Raw genomic sequence first — 14,175 nt, forward strand, 5'->3', positions numbered from 1 at the left:
GAATCCTTACCGACCGCGTCCGGCGCCGTCGCCCTCGACGAGTCGTTCGAGGTGTTCCGGCGGCACCGCGCCCCGGGCGACGTGGCCGTCCGAGAGGAAGGTCGGCACGCCGGTGACCCCCCGTCCTTGCGCCTCGGCGAACCGGGTTTCGAGTTCGGACCGGAGGCCGTCGTCGGCGACCGCGTCGCGGATCTCGTCGACCGGAAGGTCGACGTTCGCGGCGAGATCGGCCAGGACGTCGACGTCGCCGATATCGCGACCGTCCTTCCACAGCGCGGTGTAGATCGCCTCGTCGAACGCCGCCCACTGCTCGGGGTACTCCTGTTTGACGTACCACGAGGCGGCCTGTGCGTCGATAGAGTCGACGTCGCTCGCCATCTCCTGGGCCATCTCGACGCCGTACTCCTCCTGGAGGCGGCGAACGTTCTGTTTGGCCTGGTCGTAGTACTGCTCGTCCTTGCCGTCGTCGGCGTCCCGATCGATCGAGCCGTCGGGGTTTCGCTTCCCGCTGCGCAGGTCGAACGGATGCCACTCGACCGTTAGCGGCTCGTCGCGTTGCTCGCGGTACTGTTCGAGCGAGCGCGTCCCGAGGAAACAGAAGGGACAGACGTAGTCGGCGTAGATCTCGATTCGGTCGCCGGTCTCCGGCGTCGGTCCGGTATCAGCGTCGGCCATAGGCGCTGTAGGGAATCGGGACTGAAAAGTCGCTGGTCACCGGCAGTCGGCTCGAGTGGTCGTGGAACGGGCGGACGTGGAGCGGGTGGACGGAGAGATGAGTCGGCGAGACACGGTGCGAACGCAGTCCGGACCAGCGGCTGCGTCGTCGGGCGCCTGGCCCGGCGTCACCCTTCCGTTCCGGAGGCCGCCGCGTCCGCGGCGTCGACGTCCTGCTCGGTGACGTCCGGCAGGCTCGGATCACGGTGGGGGTTGCGGCCGTAGGCCGGCAGCTCGTCGTCGAGTTGCTCCTTCAGGACGCGGCGCAACCGGTTCAGGCTCGTCGTGTCCAGGCCGTACTCTGCCGCGAGCCGCTTGAATGCGTCCTCTTCGGTGATGTCGTGGGCCCGGTACTGGGCGAACAGCTCCTCCATGCGGTCGGCCGACAGCTGCTGGGCGTCGATGTCGTCGAGTCCGAAGTACTCCTGTCGGTCCACGTCAACCACGTGGCGGATCACCACCAGCGCGACCTTCGGGATCGCGCGCTGGCTGCCGAACTCGGTGAGGTCGATCTCGTCCATGACGCCCAGCGCCAGGTCGCGCTGCCACGGCGTCAGCTCCAGGGCGTTACACAGCGCCTGGGTGGTCCGCAGCCGATCGAGTCGGTGGGCGCGCTCGCTGTAGCCGGGCGTTGCGGCGTGCTGTTCGTCGTGGAGGCGGCGGACGCTCTCGGAGAGGTCCGCGTCGGGGGACTCCGCGCGGCCGATGACCGTTGCGCTCGGCGTGACGACGCCCCACCGGCGGACCGTCGAGTCGCGCTGGACGTCCGCCCGCGAGAGTGACCCGGAGCCGGGTCGGGTCTCGAGGCGGCGCTCGCGGTCGAAGCCGGATTCGGGCTCGACGCCGTCCGCACCGTCCACAGCCCCCACGGAGTTGGGGTCCGGACCGGGGTCGGCACCGTCGTCTTGCATCGTCTGACGGTCCGAGCGGGAGACTGAAAAAGGCTCGCTCCCGCCAGCGTTCGTTGTATCGAGACTATCAAAGACACCGATAGATTTGTCGGAGTAACAGCGCTACCGCTGTCGAAAACGTGGGTGACTCGATCCGCAAAAATCCCTTCGTAGCTTCATCTTGTGACCAGAGACACTTAAAGCGAGCCGGCGGAAGCGGAACGATCGCGAGCGGGCGGTTCGTCCGGACGCCGCGGGGCGGTCGGCCCGGTCGCCTGGCGACAAGCAGCGATACCGGAGCGAATCGCGGACACGCGCGGCTATTGGAGAGCAAGTAGGTCCGGAGAACGGCGTCGCCCCGTCATAGCTCCACCTTGTGACCAGAACCACTTAAAGGACGATTGCGAGCGGATTCGGAGCGGACGTCGCAGGGCGGACTACCTGACGGCCGCGATCAACTCGTCGATGAACTCGTCAAGACGGGCCGGATCCGGGCCCTTGCGAGCGTGCACCGCGGGATCGATGTCCCGCGGCGGGTAGGCGAACTCGCGGCCGACGACGTCGCCGACCGCTACTGCCCCCTCGCCGCGTCGCTTCCGCTCGAGCAACTCGCGAGCACGGTCGATCCGATCGGCGTCGAAGACAGCGGGCGCCTGGTCGCACAGGAAGGCCTCGAAGTCCAGCGCCGGCAGGTCGTGGGCGCCGCGCTCGCCGGTTTCCTGCAGATAGCGCGCGGACATGGCCGCGCGGTAGATCGTGAGATTGCGCTTCACGGTCGGTTTCGTCTGCGTCTCCACGAAGCGTTCGTCGTCGGCCGCGACCGTCATCGTGCCGTCGTCAGTCTCGACGACGTACTCGGTCTCGGCTCCGTTTCCGTCCTCGACTCCGTTCACGCCGATGATCGGAAAAATCTCGTCGTCGGACCGCACTAGGTGGTGCGAGACGTACTTCCGGTAGTTGTTCGACGCGATGCCGCGCCACGTGTGATAGAGGTCGATCGGATTGTAGGTCCGTTCGACGTAGTCCCGGAGGTCGTCGGGATCGGAGGCGGTGCGGTACCGGATCGGGCTCCGCAAGAGGTCGATCGCGCCCTCGTTCGAGTCGGCGAGCAGGCCCGCGAACGTCCGCACGTCCCAGCCCTGAAACTCGAACTCGCCGCGGTCCTCGACGATGACGTCCTCGACGCCCGCGAGGTGCGCGTACCGACGCAGGTCCGTCGGCGCGTAGACGAACCCGACGTCGTAGTCGCTGTCGGGGCTCGCTCCGCGCCAGGCGCGGCTCCCGCGGGCGGCCGCGAGCGCGACCGCGACGTCGTGCTCGCGTTCGATTGCCCGTAACAGGTCGTCGACGGCCTCGTGGATGCGGACCGGGACAGAAACCATGGCTGACGCTATCGCTCTCGGAGGAATTGCGCCGCGAAAAGCCCTTCGTAGCTTCACCTTGTGACCAGAAGCACTTAAAGAACCGCGGACGCCGAAGCGTCGTCCGATCACGCGAGTCACTCGGTAGTGGGAAGTCCGCGGCCGTCGCTCGCTGTCGAACGTTCCTGAGAGCGACGGCTTGCCGTCATATCCCCACTCTGTGACCAGAGATACTTACCAGTAGAGAGTAGCACGATCTCTTTATTCAGAACTAGGTTTGAAACTGAATCCGATGATGTGGCAACTACGTCTGCGAATTGAGCAACGATGATCCGCGCATCGAGTACTAAGTACCCTTATATCAGAGAACGGCAGTAGTTTCGTATGGACATGCCTGACACACGGCTGTTCCACCTGCACTACCACGTTCCCGATGTCGAATACGCGGAACAGGTACTGGCGGATAATGGACTCCCGCTTCGCGCTAGATTTGGGTCAGTCGACGGCGAAACGGTCGCAGTCGAGCCAGGTGAGGAACCTCCGGAAGGGTTTCGGCTCCGACTGCAAGACGCGCAACGGGGATACGCGAATGTTACCTTCACTCGGGGCAAACACGTACAATTCGACCACCTCGGGATTGTGACGTCCGCGTTCGACGTGATTATCGAGCGGGCCAAGAAAGCGGACTGGACTGTTCAAGGGGTTGATGGCCCTCGGACGTTCCTCATTCCGCCGTGGGGGTTCCGTATCGAAGTTCATCCAGAGGATGGGCGAATCGCAACCACTCTCGGGTCATGGGAAGAAAGCCGATTTGAGAACGTCGTGTTGACCGTTCCATCCCCATCGGAAGTAGAGGACGGGCTACAGAGCGTTCTTGGTCATATTTCAGGAGTCAGCATTCGGAAGGGGGAGAGCCAACCGCACGTTCCGAAGGCGACATTGGGTGGACAGGCGTTTCCAGGCGGGTTGACTATCCGGGCATCCACTCTCGCGGCTGATTCGGCGTCCGAAACTCCTGAGGAGGCGAAGTGATACCCGATTTGTGATCCCGCTGTGTCTGGCCGGTTAGTTATTCTCGAACACCGCAAAATCTGAGGGAGATGTACATCGGGACGTGCAGTCCCGCCACTAAACGCGAGTTTCGCGACTAATTCTAAATGAAGAAATCGTCTTGCCAACTACTGTTAAAGAAGCGCGGGACGTCGCCACTCCATTACGCAACTCTGACGACGAACGCGTGGCTGCTCACTCGAAGTCGATACGGATCCGAGAAGCGACGTTCTCCCGTCGTATCTTCACCTTATAATCAGAACCACTTAAAGCGATCTCGATTTCTGATCTGGATGCAGTGGCCGGACGAGAGACGGCGTCGCAACTATCGAATGTGGACTTCGAGAACGACGACTTCCCGTCATAGCTCCACCTTATGGCCAGAACCACTTAAAGAAACGTCGGCATCGGTGGCAGCGACGCCATGAGGGAACCTCGAGAACATCCGAGTAACTGACAGAATACGAATCGGGTTTACCGAGGGCAGACGCAGTGCTGGCAGTTCGATTGCCGGCGAGAAGCGTCCGTTCTCCCGTCGTAGCTACACCTTGTGACCAGAGACACTTAAAGAACGAGCGAATCCTGGGAACCCTGGCGATGAGTCGTCGACGATCGGACATCGGACTCGCCGGTACCGAATGTGAATGCAGAAGAACGGCCGTCGTCCCGTCATAGCTTCACCTTGTGACCAGAATCACTTAAAGCGAGCTCGAGTTCGGATCCTGACGTTCGCGAGACCGGCCGACTACTGGTTCCGAAAGGTCTAATCGGCCACTGCCCTGAATGCGGACAATGAGTCACCAGCTTCCCGACGTGCAGGCAACGTCGCCCGACGTCACCGTCGGACTGAGCCAGGTCGGCGTCACCGGCGTCGACAAGCTCGTCAAGATCGCCCGCGAGGACAAGCGCCCGATCGTGCTCACCGCCGAGTTCGAGGTCTTCGTCGACCTCCCCGCCTGGCGAAAGGGCGCGGACATGAGCCGCAACATGGAGGTCATCGACGAGATCTTAGAGGACGCGACCCGCGAGGAGGCCTACCGCGTCGAGGAGGTCTGTGGCGACGCCGCCGAGCGGCTCCTCGAGAAACACGACTACACCTCGAAGGCGGAGGTCTCGATGGAGGCGGAGTTCATGCGCCGCGAGCAGACGCCCGCGAGCGACCGCGAGACCCAACACACCGTCGATATCGTGGCTTCGGCGACCGCGACCGAGGACGGCACCCGCGAGAAGATCGGCGCGAAGGTCACGGGGATGACTGTCTGTCCGTGCTCGCAGGGGATGTCCGCCGCGCGCGCGAAGCAAACCCTCGAGGATCTGGGCGTCGAGGAGGAGACGATCACGGAGTTCTTAGAGGAAGTGCCCCAGCCGGGCCACTCCCAGCGGGGGCACGCGACGCTGACCGTCGAGGCCAACGGCGACCCCGACGTCGATCTGAACGACGTCATCGACGTCGCCCGCGACTCGATGAGCGCGCGGATCTACAACCTCGCGAAGCGCCCCGACGAGGATCACATGACCTACGAGGCCCACGCGGACGCGAAGTTCGTCGAGGACTGCGTGCGCTCGATGGCCGAGGGCGTCGTCGACGAGTTCGATCACCTCCCGGACGATGCGGTCATCACGATGAGCCAGTCCAACGACGAGTCGATCCACCAGCACAACGCCCACGCCGAGCGCGTCGTCGAGATGGAGACGCTGCGCGAGGAAATCGAGGGCTAGATGGGCGGAATAGACTTGATTGCGGATTAGAACTGGAGCGGCTCCGCTTCCTCCCACCGCGGGACGAACTCCTCGTGAACGTTGGCGGCAAACTCCGGATCCTTGAGGTCGATCATCCCGAACGCCTCGCCCGAAGAGAGGGGGTTGGGAACCTGAATGCAGACCTCGACGCCGTCGATGATGTTGAACGAGCCCGTGACGTCGTCGTGGGTTCGCACGTCGAAGTCCTCGCGCTGCTGGAGGGTCTCCCGGTAGCGTCGCCCGACTTCTTCGGAAATCGACCCGACCATCTCGCGGGTCATTAGCAGGTCGACGGACACGCCCCGGTCGAGGGCGTCCTCGAGTTGCGCGGTGATCTCCTCGCTGACGGTCTGGATGTTCCACTGCGGCGAGGGATGCGACGACACCATCACAATATCGCGGTCGGCTGCTGCGAGCCGCTCTAACAGCAGATCGAGCGTCTCGTCGGGCCCGACGGCGGCGGTCCAGAACTGCTCCTCGACCGGTTCGGCCGCGTCGAGTTCGTTCGCCAGGTCGTCGACGATCGACTCGTACTGCTCGGCCTTCTCCTCGAGTTCGCGCTTCTTGTCCTCGAGGAGTCGATCGAGCGCCGTCGAGGGCTCGACGGCGACGTACTTCTTCGGGCGGCTCGCGGTCTGGCTGCGGACCAGGTTGTACTGTTCGATACTGTTCAGCACGTCGTAGATCCGCCCCATCGGCACGTCGCTCGCTCGCGACAACTCCTTGGCCGTTGTGGGGCCCGTAGTGAGGAGCGAACGGTAGGCCCGAGCTTCGTACTCCGAGAGCCCGAGATCCCTAAGAGTGGCCATGTCGGGTAGCAACCCACCGAAGAAACATAAACGCTGTGGTAGTTTGGCGCGCGGACGAGTTCGGCCGGTTCGGGGCCGAACGTTAGTTGAGAACGGACTGTACGCGCTCGCTCAACTCGTCCGGAGTTTCGGCTGGAGCCGACGCGCGGTCGCCCCGTTCGACCCGCGCGGTCCCGTCGGCGAGGGCCGCTTCGTCGGCGTCGGGCACGACGACCTTCTCGTGGTCGGCCATCCGGAGCGCCGCGCGGTGGAGGTCCGAGCCGGGTCCGTCGGCGACCCGGATCACCAACGGTCCCTCGAGCAGCCGCGAGACGGTCGTCCCGTAGCGGGCGACCTGAACGCCGAACCGGTCGCTGGCTCCCGCGAAGGCCGCGAGCGTTTCGCGTGCGACCGCGCGGTAGCGATCGTCGCCGGTCAGGACCGCCAGGTCGAGCAACGCGTCGGCGACGGCGACGTTGGAATCCAGCGGTCGTAGCGGCTGCTCGAGCAGCCCGACGCCCTCGGTAGGCCCGTCGATAAACGAGTTCCCGTCGCGGAGCCGGTCGATCGTCGCATCCGCAACCGCCGTCGCATCGGCGAGCACGGCCGAATCGATCGTGCTCGCGGCCGTCGTCAGCGCCGCCAGGGTTCGCGCCTGGTTCGCGAGCAGGCAGACGCGGTCGTCGGCGTCGTCACCGGCGAGCGTGTGCGCCACGACGCCGTCGGCCAGTAGGTCCTCGCGGAGGGTCGCGAGCGCGCGCTCGGCGTACCGGCGGGCGCGCTCGTCGTCGGTGTAGGCGTAGTAGGTGAGCAGCCCTTCGATCGCCAGGCCGTTCGGGCCGGCGAAGACGCCCTCGTCGATCGGCGGCTCGTCGGCGGCCGATCGGTCGGTCGGATCGAGGCTGTGGGCGTCGTCATCGCCGGGCGCCTGGCTGTTCGCGAAGGCGTCGGCGTTGCCGTTCCACAGAGTGGCGGTCAGGTACTCGATCGTCCGTTCGGCGGGCTCGCGGTACTCGTCTTTCCCGGTCAGGAGATAGGCGTTCGCGAACGCGCGCACTAACGCGGCGTTGGAGTCGAGGAGCTTCTCGCGCTGGAGGCCGGCCCAGTCCCGTTCGCTCGCGAAGCGGTAGAAACCGCCCTCGTACTCGTCCAGCAGGTTCGCGCTGACCGCGTCGTAGGAGCGCAAGGCCATCTCGCGGTCGCGTTTCAGCGCGAACTCGAGGGCGTCCGGCAGCGGGAACTTCGGACTCCCGCCCCAGCCGCCGGCGACCTCGTCGTAGGTCTCGTCCAACTGGCCCAGCATAGCCGACTCGACGTCGGCCGTCAGCTCGCCGGCCGGCGGCGCGTCGTCGCGCAGCGAGCGGGGGACCCGCGCCGCGCCGCTGCCTTTGGTCTGCCACATGGTCCGGACGCTGTCGAGCACCTGGCGCATCCCGTCGGGACCGAGGTACCCCGCCCCGGTCAGGACCTCGCCGTTCGGCGCGAGAAAGACCGTCGACGGAAAACCGCCCATGTTGTACCGGTCGCGAACGCGCGGGTATCGGTCCACGTCGACCCGGACGGGCACGAAGCTGTCGTTGACGTTGGCCGCGATGCGGGGCTCCGCGTAGGTCTCCGCGTCCATCTCGTGGCAGTGATCGCACCACGTCGCAGTCAGCGAGAGCAAGACGGGGACGTCTGCCGCCGCGGCCTCGTCGAAGGCCGCCTGGCCCCACTCGCGCCACTCGACGCGCGTCGTATCGTCCATACCGGAGCGACGCGCGTCGCGAGGGTAAGCCCTTCGTTCGCGCACGGCACGGCCGGTTCCGGAGCGGGGACGGCCGTCTCGCCGGTCTCGCCGACGGGGCCGGTGGCGGTCGCGACTCCGTCGCTGGAACGAGAGTAAAGGATTTTCACCCTTCGCCGGCTAGACTAACACATGCTCCGGTGGATCTTCGCGCTGTTGCTCATCCCGTTTCTCGACGCCGTCTTGCTCGCGGTCGTCGTGAGCCAGACCGGGTACCTGGGCTGGGCCGGGATGGTGCTGCTCGTCGTCCTGACGGGCCTGGTAGGGATGCTCCTCGTCCGCGCCGAGGGCCGGCGGACGATTCGCAAGATGCAGCGGTCGCTGGCCCAGGGGAATCCGCCGACGAACGAACTGCTCGACGGAGGCCTGCTGATCGCCGCCGGAGCGTTCCTGCTGACGCCCGGCCTGGTGACCGACGCGATCGGCTTCCTGCTGGCCGTGCCGATCACGCGGATTCCGATCCGCGCCGCGCTCAAACGCTACGTGATCGTCCCGTACGCGGACAAGAAGACGGACGGGTTCGCCAGCGGCAAGGTCTGGACCTTTGGCTTCCCCGGCGACGGGACGGGAGTGGGGCCAGGCGGACGCGCTGAGTCGACCGACGGGGGGACGTACGACCTCGGCGAGGACGATTACACCGTCAACGGGACCGACGAGGATGCGTACACGATCGAGTTCGAGGACGACCGCACCGACGAGACGGACGACGAGCGCGACGACCCCTCCGCCCGGTAGCGGTTCGCACGGGGAACAAAGAAAGAAACGCTTAAACGTTTCACCCCGCAACGATTGAGTGCGAAGCGCCGAACGCGGGCCAATAGCTCAATTAGGTTGAGCGCCACTCTGATAAGGTGGAGGCTCTCGGTTCAAATCCGAGTTGGCCCACTACTTCTGCGGCGAGCAAATTCGCGAGCCGCGAATACAGATCCAACTCGATTTGAAGGAGAGAAGTGGCACGCCCGCGCAGCCGAGCGGAGGGAGGCGAGCAGGACCGTCTTCGCGTGGTTCAAATCCGAGTTGGCCCACTACTTCTCCGACGAACTATTCCTGATTAGCAGTTTCTGACACGTTTTCGAACGACTGTGGTGTCGTCACTGGCGTACTGGCGGCTACGCGACGAAATCACCGCCAAGCAGTACAGCTATTGGTACGGATCGTGTTACGGGCAGTCACACGTGCGGATCACGCCGATCCGCTGCTAAATCGCCATGTCGCCACCTGAACACCGGCCGGAATCCGAGGCCGACGAGGACGAGACGACGGACGACTCGACCGCATTCCGGCCCGCGATCGACGCCCACACCCACCTGCTCCCCGAACGGCTCACTGCCGCAATTCGACGGTCACTCGGCGACGAAGCCGGCTGGGAGTTCTCCCATCCGACCGCCAGGCGCGAGCTCGAAGCCGTCCTCCGCTCGGCGGGCGTCGCCGCCTACGTCGCGCTGCCGTACGCACACAAGGCGGGCCTGGCGAGCGAACTGAACGCCTGGCTGCTCGACCGGGCCGCCGAGTCGGATCGCCTGGTTCCGTTCGCGACGGTCCACCCCGACGACGAGGACGTCGCGGGCGTCGTCCGCGAGGCGTTCGAGGGCGGTGCGCGGGGACTGAAGATCCACTGTCCGGTCCAGGAGTGTCGGCCCGCGGAGTCGCGGCTCGAACCGGCGCTGGAGGTCGCGGCGGACTACGATCGGCCGATCACCTACCACGGCGGGACGGCGCCGATGTTCGAGGACAGTCCGTACGTCGGCGCGGACGCGTTCGCGGAGTTGCTCGACTCCTATCCGGAGCTTCGGGTCTGCTGTGCGCACATGGGGACCTACGAGACCGAGGCGTTCCTCGAGTTCGCGCGGGAGTACGAGAACGTCTACCTCGATACAACCTTCGCGATGTCGACGGCCGCCGAGGAGACGATGGGGTTCGATCCGTCGTCGATCGCCGACGAGACCCTCGTCGAACTCTCCGACTCGATCATGTACGGCTCCGATTTCCCGAACATCCCGTATCCGTATCGCGAGGAGCGGGCCGAGTTGCTCGCTCGGGACCTCCCCCGCGAGACGGCGCGGGACCTCTTCTACCGGACGGCCGTCGAGTACCTGGGGCTCGACGATTTGCCCGGTCTGGAGACCGAGTGACTCGTCTTCGAGAATCGGTGCGCAGTCGGGCAACCCGACCGACCACACCGTCGCCATCGTGTGCCGTCGCTACCCCTCGGCGTGCGCCCGCTTCAGCGAGAGCGCGGTCCGATCGAACTCGCAGACGAGCGGTTCGTCCGGGTCGTTCACTTTGAAGGCTTCGACGTGCATGGTGACTATCCCGCGCTCGCCGTCGCTGGTCTCGCGCTTGTCCGTGACGGTCGACTGCACCCGGATCGTGTCGCCGTGAAACACCGGTTCGGGGTGCTCGACATTGTCGTACGAGAGGTTCGCGACGATCGTTCCGTCGGTGGTCTCCGGGATCGAGATGCCGACCGCCAGCGACATCGTATAGAGTCCGTTGACCAGGCGCTCGCTGAAGTCGGTGTCGGCGGCGAAGTCGGCGTCTAAGTGCAGCGGCTGCTGGTTCATCGTCATGTCGCAGAAGCGCTGGTTATCGCTCTCCGTTATCGTGCGACGGCGCTCGTGGTCGATGGTCCGTCCAACCTCGAAGTCCTCGTAGTAGAGTCCTGTCATGGTGGAATCGATGGTGTCGATATCGGTGGCAGCGTGTGCGTACGGCTGGGCGAAACGACCCGTTCAGAGGATCGTCCCGTGTTTCTTGTCGGGCAGGTCCTTCTCGACGGTCTCGTAGAACTCGAACCGCCCCTCGAGTTCCTCGCGGAGCGCGCTCGGGGGGACGATCTCGTCGATGACGACCTCGCTGGCCATCCGGTGGACGTCGATGTCCTCGCGGTACTCCTCGCGCAGTTCCCGCTCTTTTTCCTGGCGTTCCTCCTCGTCGTCGATCGCGGCCAACTTGTTCGCGTAGACGGCGTTGATGGCCGCCTCGGGGCCCATGATAGCGATTTCACCGCTGGGAAGCGCGATCACGCTCTCGGGGTCGTAGGCCGGCCCGGACATCGCGTAGATCCCCGCGCCGTAGGCCTTCCGGACGACGACGGACTGCTTGGGGACCGTCGCCGACGAGGTGGCGTAGATCATCCGCTTGCCCTGCTCCAGTATCCCGTCCTTCTCGACCTGCGACCCGGCCATGAAGCCGGGGGTGTCACACAGGTAGAGCAGGGGAACGTCGTAGGCGTCGCAGGTCCAGATGAACTGGGCGGCCTTCTCGGCGGCGTCGGGGAAGATGGCACCGGCCCGCTGTTTGGGCTGGTTGGCGACGATGCCGATCGGCCGGCCGTCGATCCGGGCGAAGGCCGTGATGATCTCCGGGCCGTACTCGGGGCGAAGTTCGAGCACCGACCCCGCGTCGACGATGCGCTCGATGACGTCGAACATATCGTACCCGCGATTCGGCTCCTGGGGAACGATGGAATCGATCCCCGCCGGCGAGTTGGCGGGTGCTTTCCCCGCCGTCCGGGGCGGGTTCTCGTCGGCGTTGTCCGGCAGGTAGCCGAGCAGTTTCGCGACGAGTTCGCGGGCGTGTTCCTCGTCCTCGGCGATCAGGTCCGCGCTGCCGGAGTGGCGCGCGTGGACGTCCGGACCGCCCAGCTCGTCGAGGTCGATCCGCTCGCCGGTGACCATCTCGACCATCCGGGGGGAGGCGATCGCCATCGCCGACATGTCCCGGACCATGATCGTGAAGTCCGCGAAGACGGGCGTGTACGCGGCCCCGGCGATGCAGGGGCCGTACAGCACGCAGATCTGCGGCACCCGGCCCGAGAGCATCGAGTGGTTGTAGTAGTACTTCCCGATGCCCTCGCGGTTCGCGAAGAAGCCCGTCTGCTGGTCGATCCGGCCACCCGAGGAGTCCATTAGGTACAACACCGGTTTACCCGTCTTCAGCGCGCGCTGTTGCATCCGGAGGAACTTCTCGACGCCCTTCTCGGCCATCGACCCCGCCTTGACGGTGAAGTCGTTGGCCATGAAGTGGACGTCTCGGCCCTCGAACTTCGCGGCGCCGGTGATGAGCCCGTCCGCGGGCAGCCGGTTGCCGTCGTCCGACTCGCCGTCCCGCCCGCTCGGGTGCCACTCGTCGAAGTTGGCGAACTTTCCGTCCTCGAACGTGATTCCGTCCTCGCCGTTAAACCAGAGGTCGAGTCGGTCGCGGACGAACAGCTTGCCCTGCTCGGAGAGTCGCTCCCGGTACTTCTCGGGGCCGCCCTCGAGGATATCCTCGATTTCCGCCCGGAGCGTCGCCTCTCGGTCGGTCGGGCCGAGTTCGTCGTCGGAGATGCCGCTCTGGGTCCCGCCGTCGCCGGCGGCCGGAGAAGCGTCCGCCCCAGCGTCGGCTCCGCTCGAGTCCGGCGAGGCCGTCGCGAGGAGTTCGTCGCCCCGCTTCGCGTAGAGTTCGACGTCGTCGCCGAAGTGCGCCGCGAGCGCCTTCGCGATCGCCTGTGCCTCCTGGTCCGTTGCGGTGGTGTTGACTCTGAGTTCCATGCTGCTCCGTTAGACGGGTCCTACGAGGGGGTCGTTCTTATCGACTGTGGTGATTGTTGCCACACGAACGGCGCCCGTCGGGATGCGGTCGGGGTGGTGTGACGTGACCATCAGTACGATTTGGGGAAGCCGAGTTGCCGGCTGATGTGGTTGTAGGCCATCTGCTGGGAGACCGGCGCGAGCCGCGTGAGGTTGACCTCGCGCCACCAGCGCTCGACGTCGTACTCCGTCGCGTATCCCCAGCCGCCGAAGGCCTGCATCGAGTGCTCGACCGCCTCGATGCCCGCCTCGACGGCCGTCGCCTTCGCGACGTTGGTCTCGTAGCCGCAGTCTTCGCCCTGATCGTAGAGCCAGGCGGCCTTCTCGCGCATGAGCGACGCCGTCTCCATCTTCGCGTATGCCTCGGTAATCGGGAACGAGATCGCCTGGTGGGTGCCGATTGGCGCGCCGAAGATCTCGCGGTCGTTGGCGTACTCGATGGCCGTGTCAGCCGCGAGCCTGCCGATCCCGGTCGCCGCGGCGGCGAAGCCGATCCGCTCGGGGTTGAGCATGTCGACCAGCACCCACCAGCCGTCGTCCTCGTCGCCCAGCAGGTTCTCCGCGGGGACGCGGACGTCCTCGAGGAAGACCTCGCAGGACTTGGAGTAGTTCATCGCGTGTTTGGGGATCGGCGAGACGTCGACGTTCGGGTCGTCCATGTCGACGACGAAGAGGCTGATCCCGTCGGTGCCGCGGTCGACCTCGTCGCGGGGCGTCGTCCGCGTCACGAGGATCATGTTGTCGGCGCGGTCGGCGAACGTGATCCAGGCCTTCTTCCCGTTGAGGACGTACTCGTCGCCCGCTTTTTCGGCTCGAGTCGCCACGTTGAGCGTGTTCGTCCCCGCCTCGGGTTCGGTGATGCCGATCGAAAAGTTGCGTCGCCCCTCCGCGATGTCGGGCAGGTACCGTTCTTTCTGCTCGTCGGTGCCGTACTCGCGGATCCCGACCGCGGCCATCCCGGCGGTCAAGACCAGATACCAAGTGCCGGCCATGCCACAGCCCTCGGCGCAGAGCGTCTCCATGGCCAGGCCCATCTCTTCCATGCCCATGCCGGCGCCGTCGTACGCTTCGGGGACCAGCAGGCCGTGGAAGCCGGCCGCGGCGAGTTCGTCCCAGAATTCCTGCGAGAACTCGCCGTTCTCCTCCTTCTCGCGCCAGTGCTCGGGGCCGTACTGCTCGGCGATCTCCGTCGCCGTTTGCCGGATCATCGCTCGTTCGTGCGTGTCTTCGAAGTTCATGGCGTTCGTCTCGTGTGAGTGGTGTTCGTGTCGT

12 protein-coding genes and 1 tRNA gene are annotated in these 14,175 nt (G+C 65.5%); 5 read left to right on the forward strand and 8 right to left on the reverse strand.

Translation table 11 applies throughout. From position 1 onward, the window contains the following. Positions 1 to 6: 6 nt before the first annotated feature. From BMY29_RS15525 to BMY29_RS15535, 3 genes are all read right to left on the reverse strand, one after another. Positions 7 to 675, reverse strand: coding sequence for a DsbA family oxidoreductase (locus BMY29_RS15525; protein ID WP_049992169.1), 669 nt, complete (start codon positions 673 to 675; stop codon positions 7 to 9). Positions 676 to 842: 167 nt separating this feature from the next. Beyond that, complete coding sequence (locus BMY29_RS15530) at positions 843 to 1,625, reverse strand: hypothetical protein (protein WP_049992168.1); 783 nt, start codon at positions 1,623 to 1,625, stop codon at positions 843 to 845. A 416-nt stretch (positions 1,626 to 2,041) separates the two neighbouring features. After that, the gene (locus tag BMY29_RS15535; protein WP_049992167.1) at positions 2,042 to 2,986 is read right to left on the reverse strand and encodes a nucleotidyltransferase domain-containing protein; all 945 of its coding nucleotides are present in this window, start codon (positions 2,984 to 2,986) and stop codon (positions 2,042 to 2,044) included. Positions 2,987 to 3,349: 363 nt separating this feature from the next. Between BMY29_RS15535 and BMY29_RS15540 the strand changes: the two genes are divergently transcribed. Then, a complete protein-coding gene (locus tag BMY29_RS15540) occupies positions 3,350 to 3,997 on the forward strand; it encodes a glyoxalase/bleomycin resistance/dioxygenase family protein (protein ID WP_049992166.1) in 648 nt (215 codons plus the stop codon). An 810-nt stretch (positions 3,998 to 4,807) separates the two neighbouring features. Continuing rightward, entirely contained in the window at positions 4,808 to 5,734 is a 927-nt protein-coding gene (gene mptA / locus BMY29_RS15545) for a GTP cyclohydrolase MptA (protein ID WP_049992165.1), read from the forward strand. 26 nt (positions 5,735 to 5,760) lie between these two features. Here mptA and BMY29_RS15550 read toward each other — a convergent pair whose 3' ends face one another. Both BMY29_RS15550 and BMY29_RS15555 read right to left on the reverse strand, forming a co-directional pair. Further along, the gene (locus BMY29_RS15550) at positions 5,761 to 6,564 is read right to left on the reverse strand and encodes a TrmB family transcriptional regulator (protein ID WP_049992164.1); all 804 of its coding nucleotides are present in this window, start codon (positions 6,562 to 6,564) and stop codon (positions 5,761 to 5,763) included. 82 nt (positions 6,565 to 6,646) lie between these two features. After that, positions 6,647 to 8,290, reverse strand: a complete 1,644-nt coding sequence (locus BMY29_RS15555) for a DUF255 domain-containing protein (RefSeq protein ID WP_049992163.1) — start codon at positions 8,288 to 8,290, stop codon at positions 6,647 to 6,649. A 171-nt stretch (positions 8,291 to 8,461) separates the two neighbouring features. On the opposite strand from BMY29_RS15555, the gene BMY29_RS15560 reads away from it, so the two are divergent. The 3 genes from BMY29_RS15560 (at position 8,462) to BMY29_RS15570 (ending at position 10,461) form a co-directional block, all read left to right on the forward strand. Further along, positions 8,462 to 9,064 (forward strand): FxsA family protein, encoded by a 603-nt coding sequence (locus BMY29_RS15560; RefSeq protein WP_049992162.1) that lies wholly within the window; start codon positions 8,462 to 8,464, stop codon positions 9,062 to 9,064. A 76-nt stretch (positions 9,065 to 9,140) separates the two neighbouring features. Beyond that, positions 9,141 to 9,214, forward strand: a tRNA-Ile gene (locus BMY29_RS15565). A gap of 323 nt (positions 9,215 to 9,537) precedes the next feature. After that, positions 9,538 to 10,461 carry an amidohydrolase family protein gene (locus BMY29_RS15570; protein ID WP_049992161.1) on the forward strand — a complete coding sequence of 308 codons (924 nt, stop codon included), beginning with the start codon at positions 9,538 to 9,540 and terminating at the stop codon, positions 10,459 to 10,461. A gap of 69 nt (positions 10,462 to 10,530) precedes the next feature. On the opposite strand, the gene BMY29_RS15575 is transcribed toward BMY29_RS15570, so the two are convergent. From BMY29_RS15575 to BMY29_RS15585, 3 genes are all read right to left on the reverse strand, one after another. Beyond that, positions 10,531 to 11,019 (reverse strand): MaoC family dehydratase, encoded by a 489-nt coding sequence (locus tag BMY29_RS15575; RefSeq protein WP_338141413.1) that lies wholly within the window; start codon positions 11,017 to 11,019, stop codon positions 10,531 to 10,533. Between the two features lie 42 nt (positions 11,020 to 11,061). Continuing rightward, positions 11,062 to 12,864 carry an acyl-CoA carboxylase subunit beta gene (locus BMY29_RS15580; RefSeq protein ID WP_049992159.1) on the reverse strand — a complete coding sequence of 601 codons (1,803 nt, stop codon included), beginning with the start codon at positions 12,862 to 12,864 and terminating at the stop codon, positions 11,062 to 11,064. Between the two features lie 110 nt (positions 12,865 to 12,974). Beyond that, a complete protein-coding gene (locus BMY29_RS15585) occupies positions 12,975 to 14,141 on the reverse strand; it encodes an acyl-CoA dehydrogenase family protein (RefSeq protein ID WP_049992158.1) in 1,167 nt (388 codons plus the stop codon). Between the last annotated feature and the right edge of the window lie 34 nt (positions 14,142 to 14,175).

It is taken from the genome of Natrinema salifodinae (assembly GCF_900110455.1).
Taxonomy (GTDB): domain Archaea; phylum Halobacteriota; class Halobacteria; order Halobacteriales; family Natrialbaceae; genus Natrinema; species Natrinema salifodinae.

What these genes read in the sequence shown, in the direction of transcription:
- BMY29_RS15525 (WP_049992169.1), bottom strand. Translation starts at nt 675, where the DNA reads ATGGCCGACGCTGATACCGGACCGACGCCGGAGACCGGCGACCGAATC.
- BMY29_RS15530 (WP_049992168.1), bottom strand. Translation starts at nt 1,625, where the DNA reads ATGCAAGACGACGGTGCCGACCCCGGTCCGGACCCCAACTCCGTGGGG.
- BMY29_RS15535 (WP_049992167.1), bottom strand. Translation starts at nt 2,986, where the DNA reads ATGGTTTCTGTCCCGGTCCGCATCCACGAGGCCGTCGACGACCTGTTA.
- BMY29_RS15540 (WP_049992166.1), top strand. Translation starts at nt 3,350, where the DNA reads ATGGACATGCCTGACACACGGCTGTTCCACCTGCACTACCACGTTCCC.
- mptA (WP_049992165.1), top strand. Translation starts at nt 4,808, where the DNA reads ATGAGTCACCAGCTTCCCGACGTGCAGGCAACGTCGCCCGACGTCACC.
- BMY29_RS15550 (WP_049992164.1), bottom strand. Translation starts at nt 6,564, where the DNA reads ATGGCCACTCTTAGGGATCTCGGGCTCTCGGAGTACGAAGCTCGGGCC.
- BMY29_RS15555 (WP_049992163.1), bottom strand. Translation starts at nt 8,290, where the DNA reads ATGGACGATACGACGCGCGTCGAGTGGCGCGAGTGGGGCCAGGCGGCC.
- BMY29_RS15560 (WP_049992162.1), top strand. Translation starts at nt 8,462, where the DNA reads ATGCTCCGGTGGATCTTCGCGCTGTTGCTCATCCCGTTTCTCGACGCC.
- BMY29_RS15570 (WP_049992161.1), top strand. Translation starts at nt 9,538, where the DNA reads ATGTCGCCACCTGAACACCGGCCGGAATCCGAGGCCGACGAGGACGAG.
- BMY29_RS15580 (WP_049992159.1), bottom strand. Translation starts at nt 12,864, where the DNA reads ATGGAACTCAGAGTCAACACCACCGCAACGGACCAGGAGGCACAGGCG.
- BMY29_RS15585 (WP_049992158.1), bottom strand. Translation starts at nt 14,141, where the DNA reads ATGAACTTCGAAGACACGCACGAACGAGCGATGATCCGGCAAACGGCG.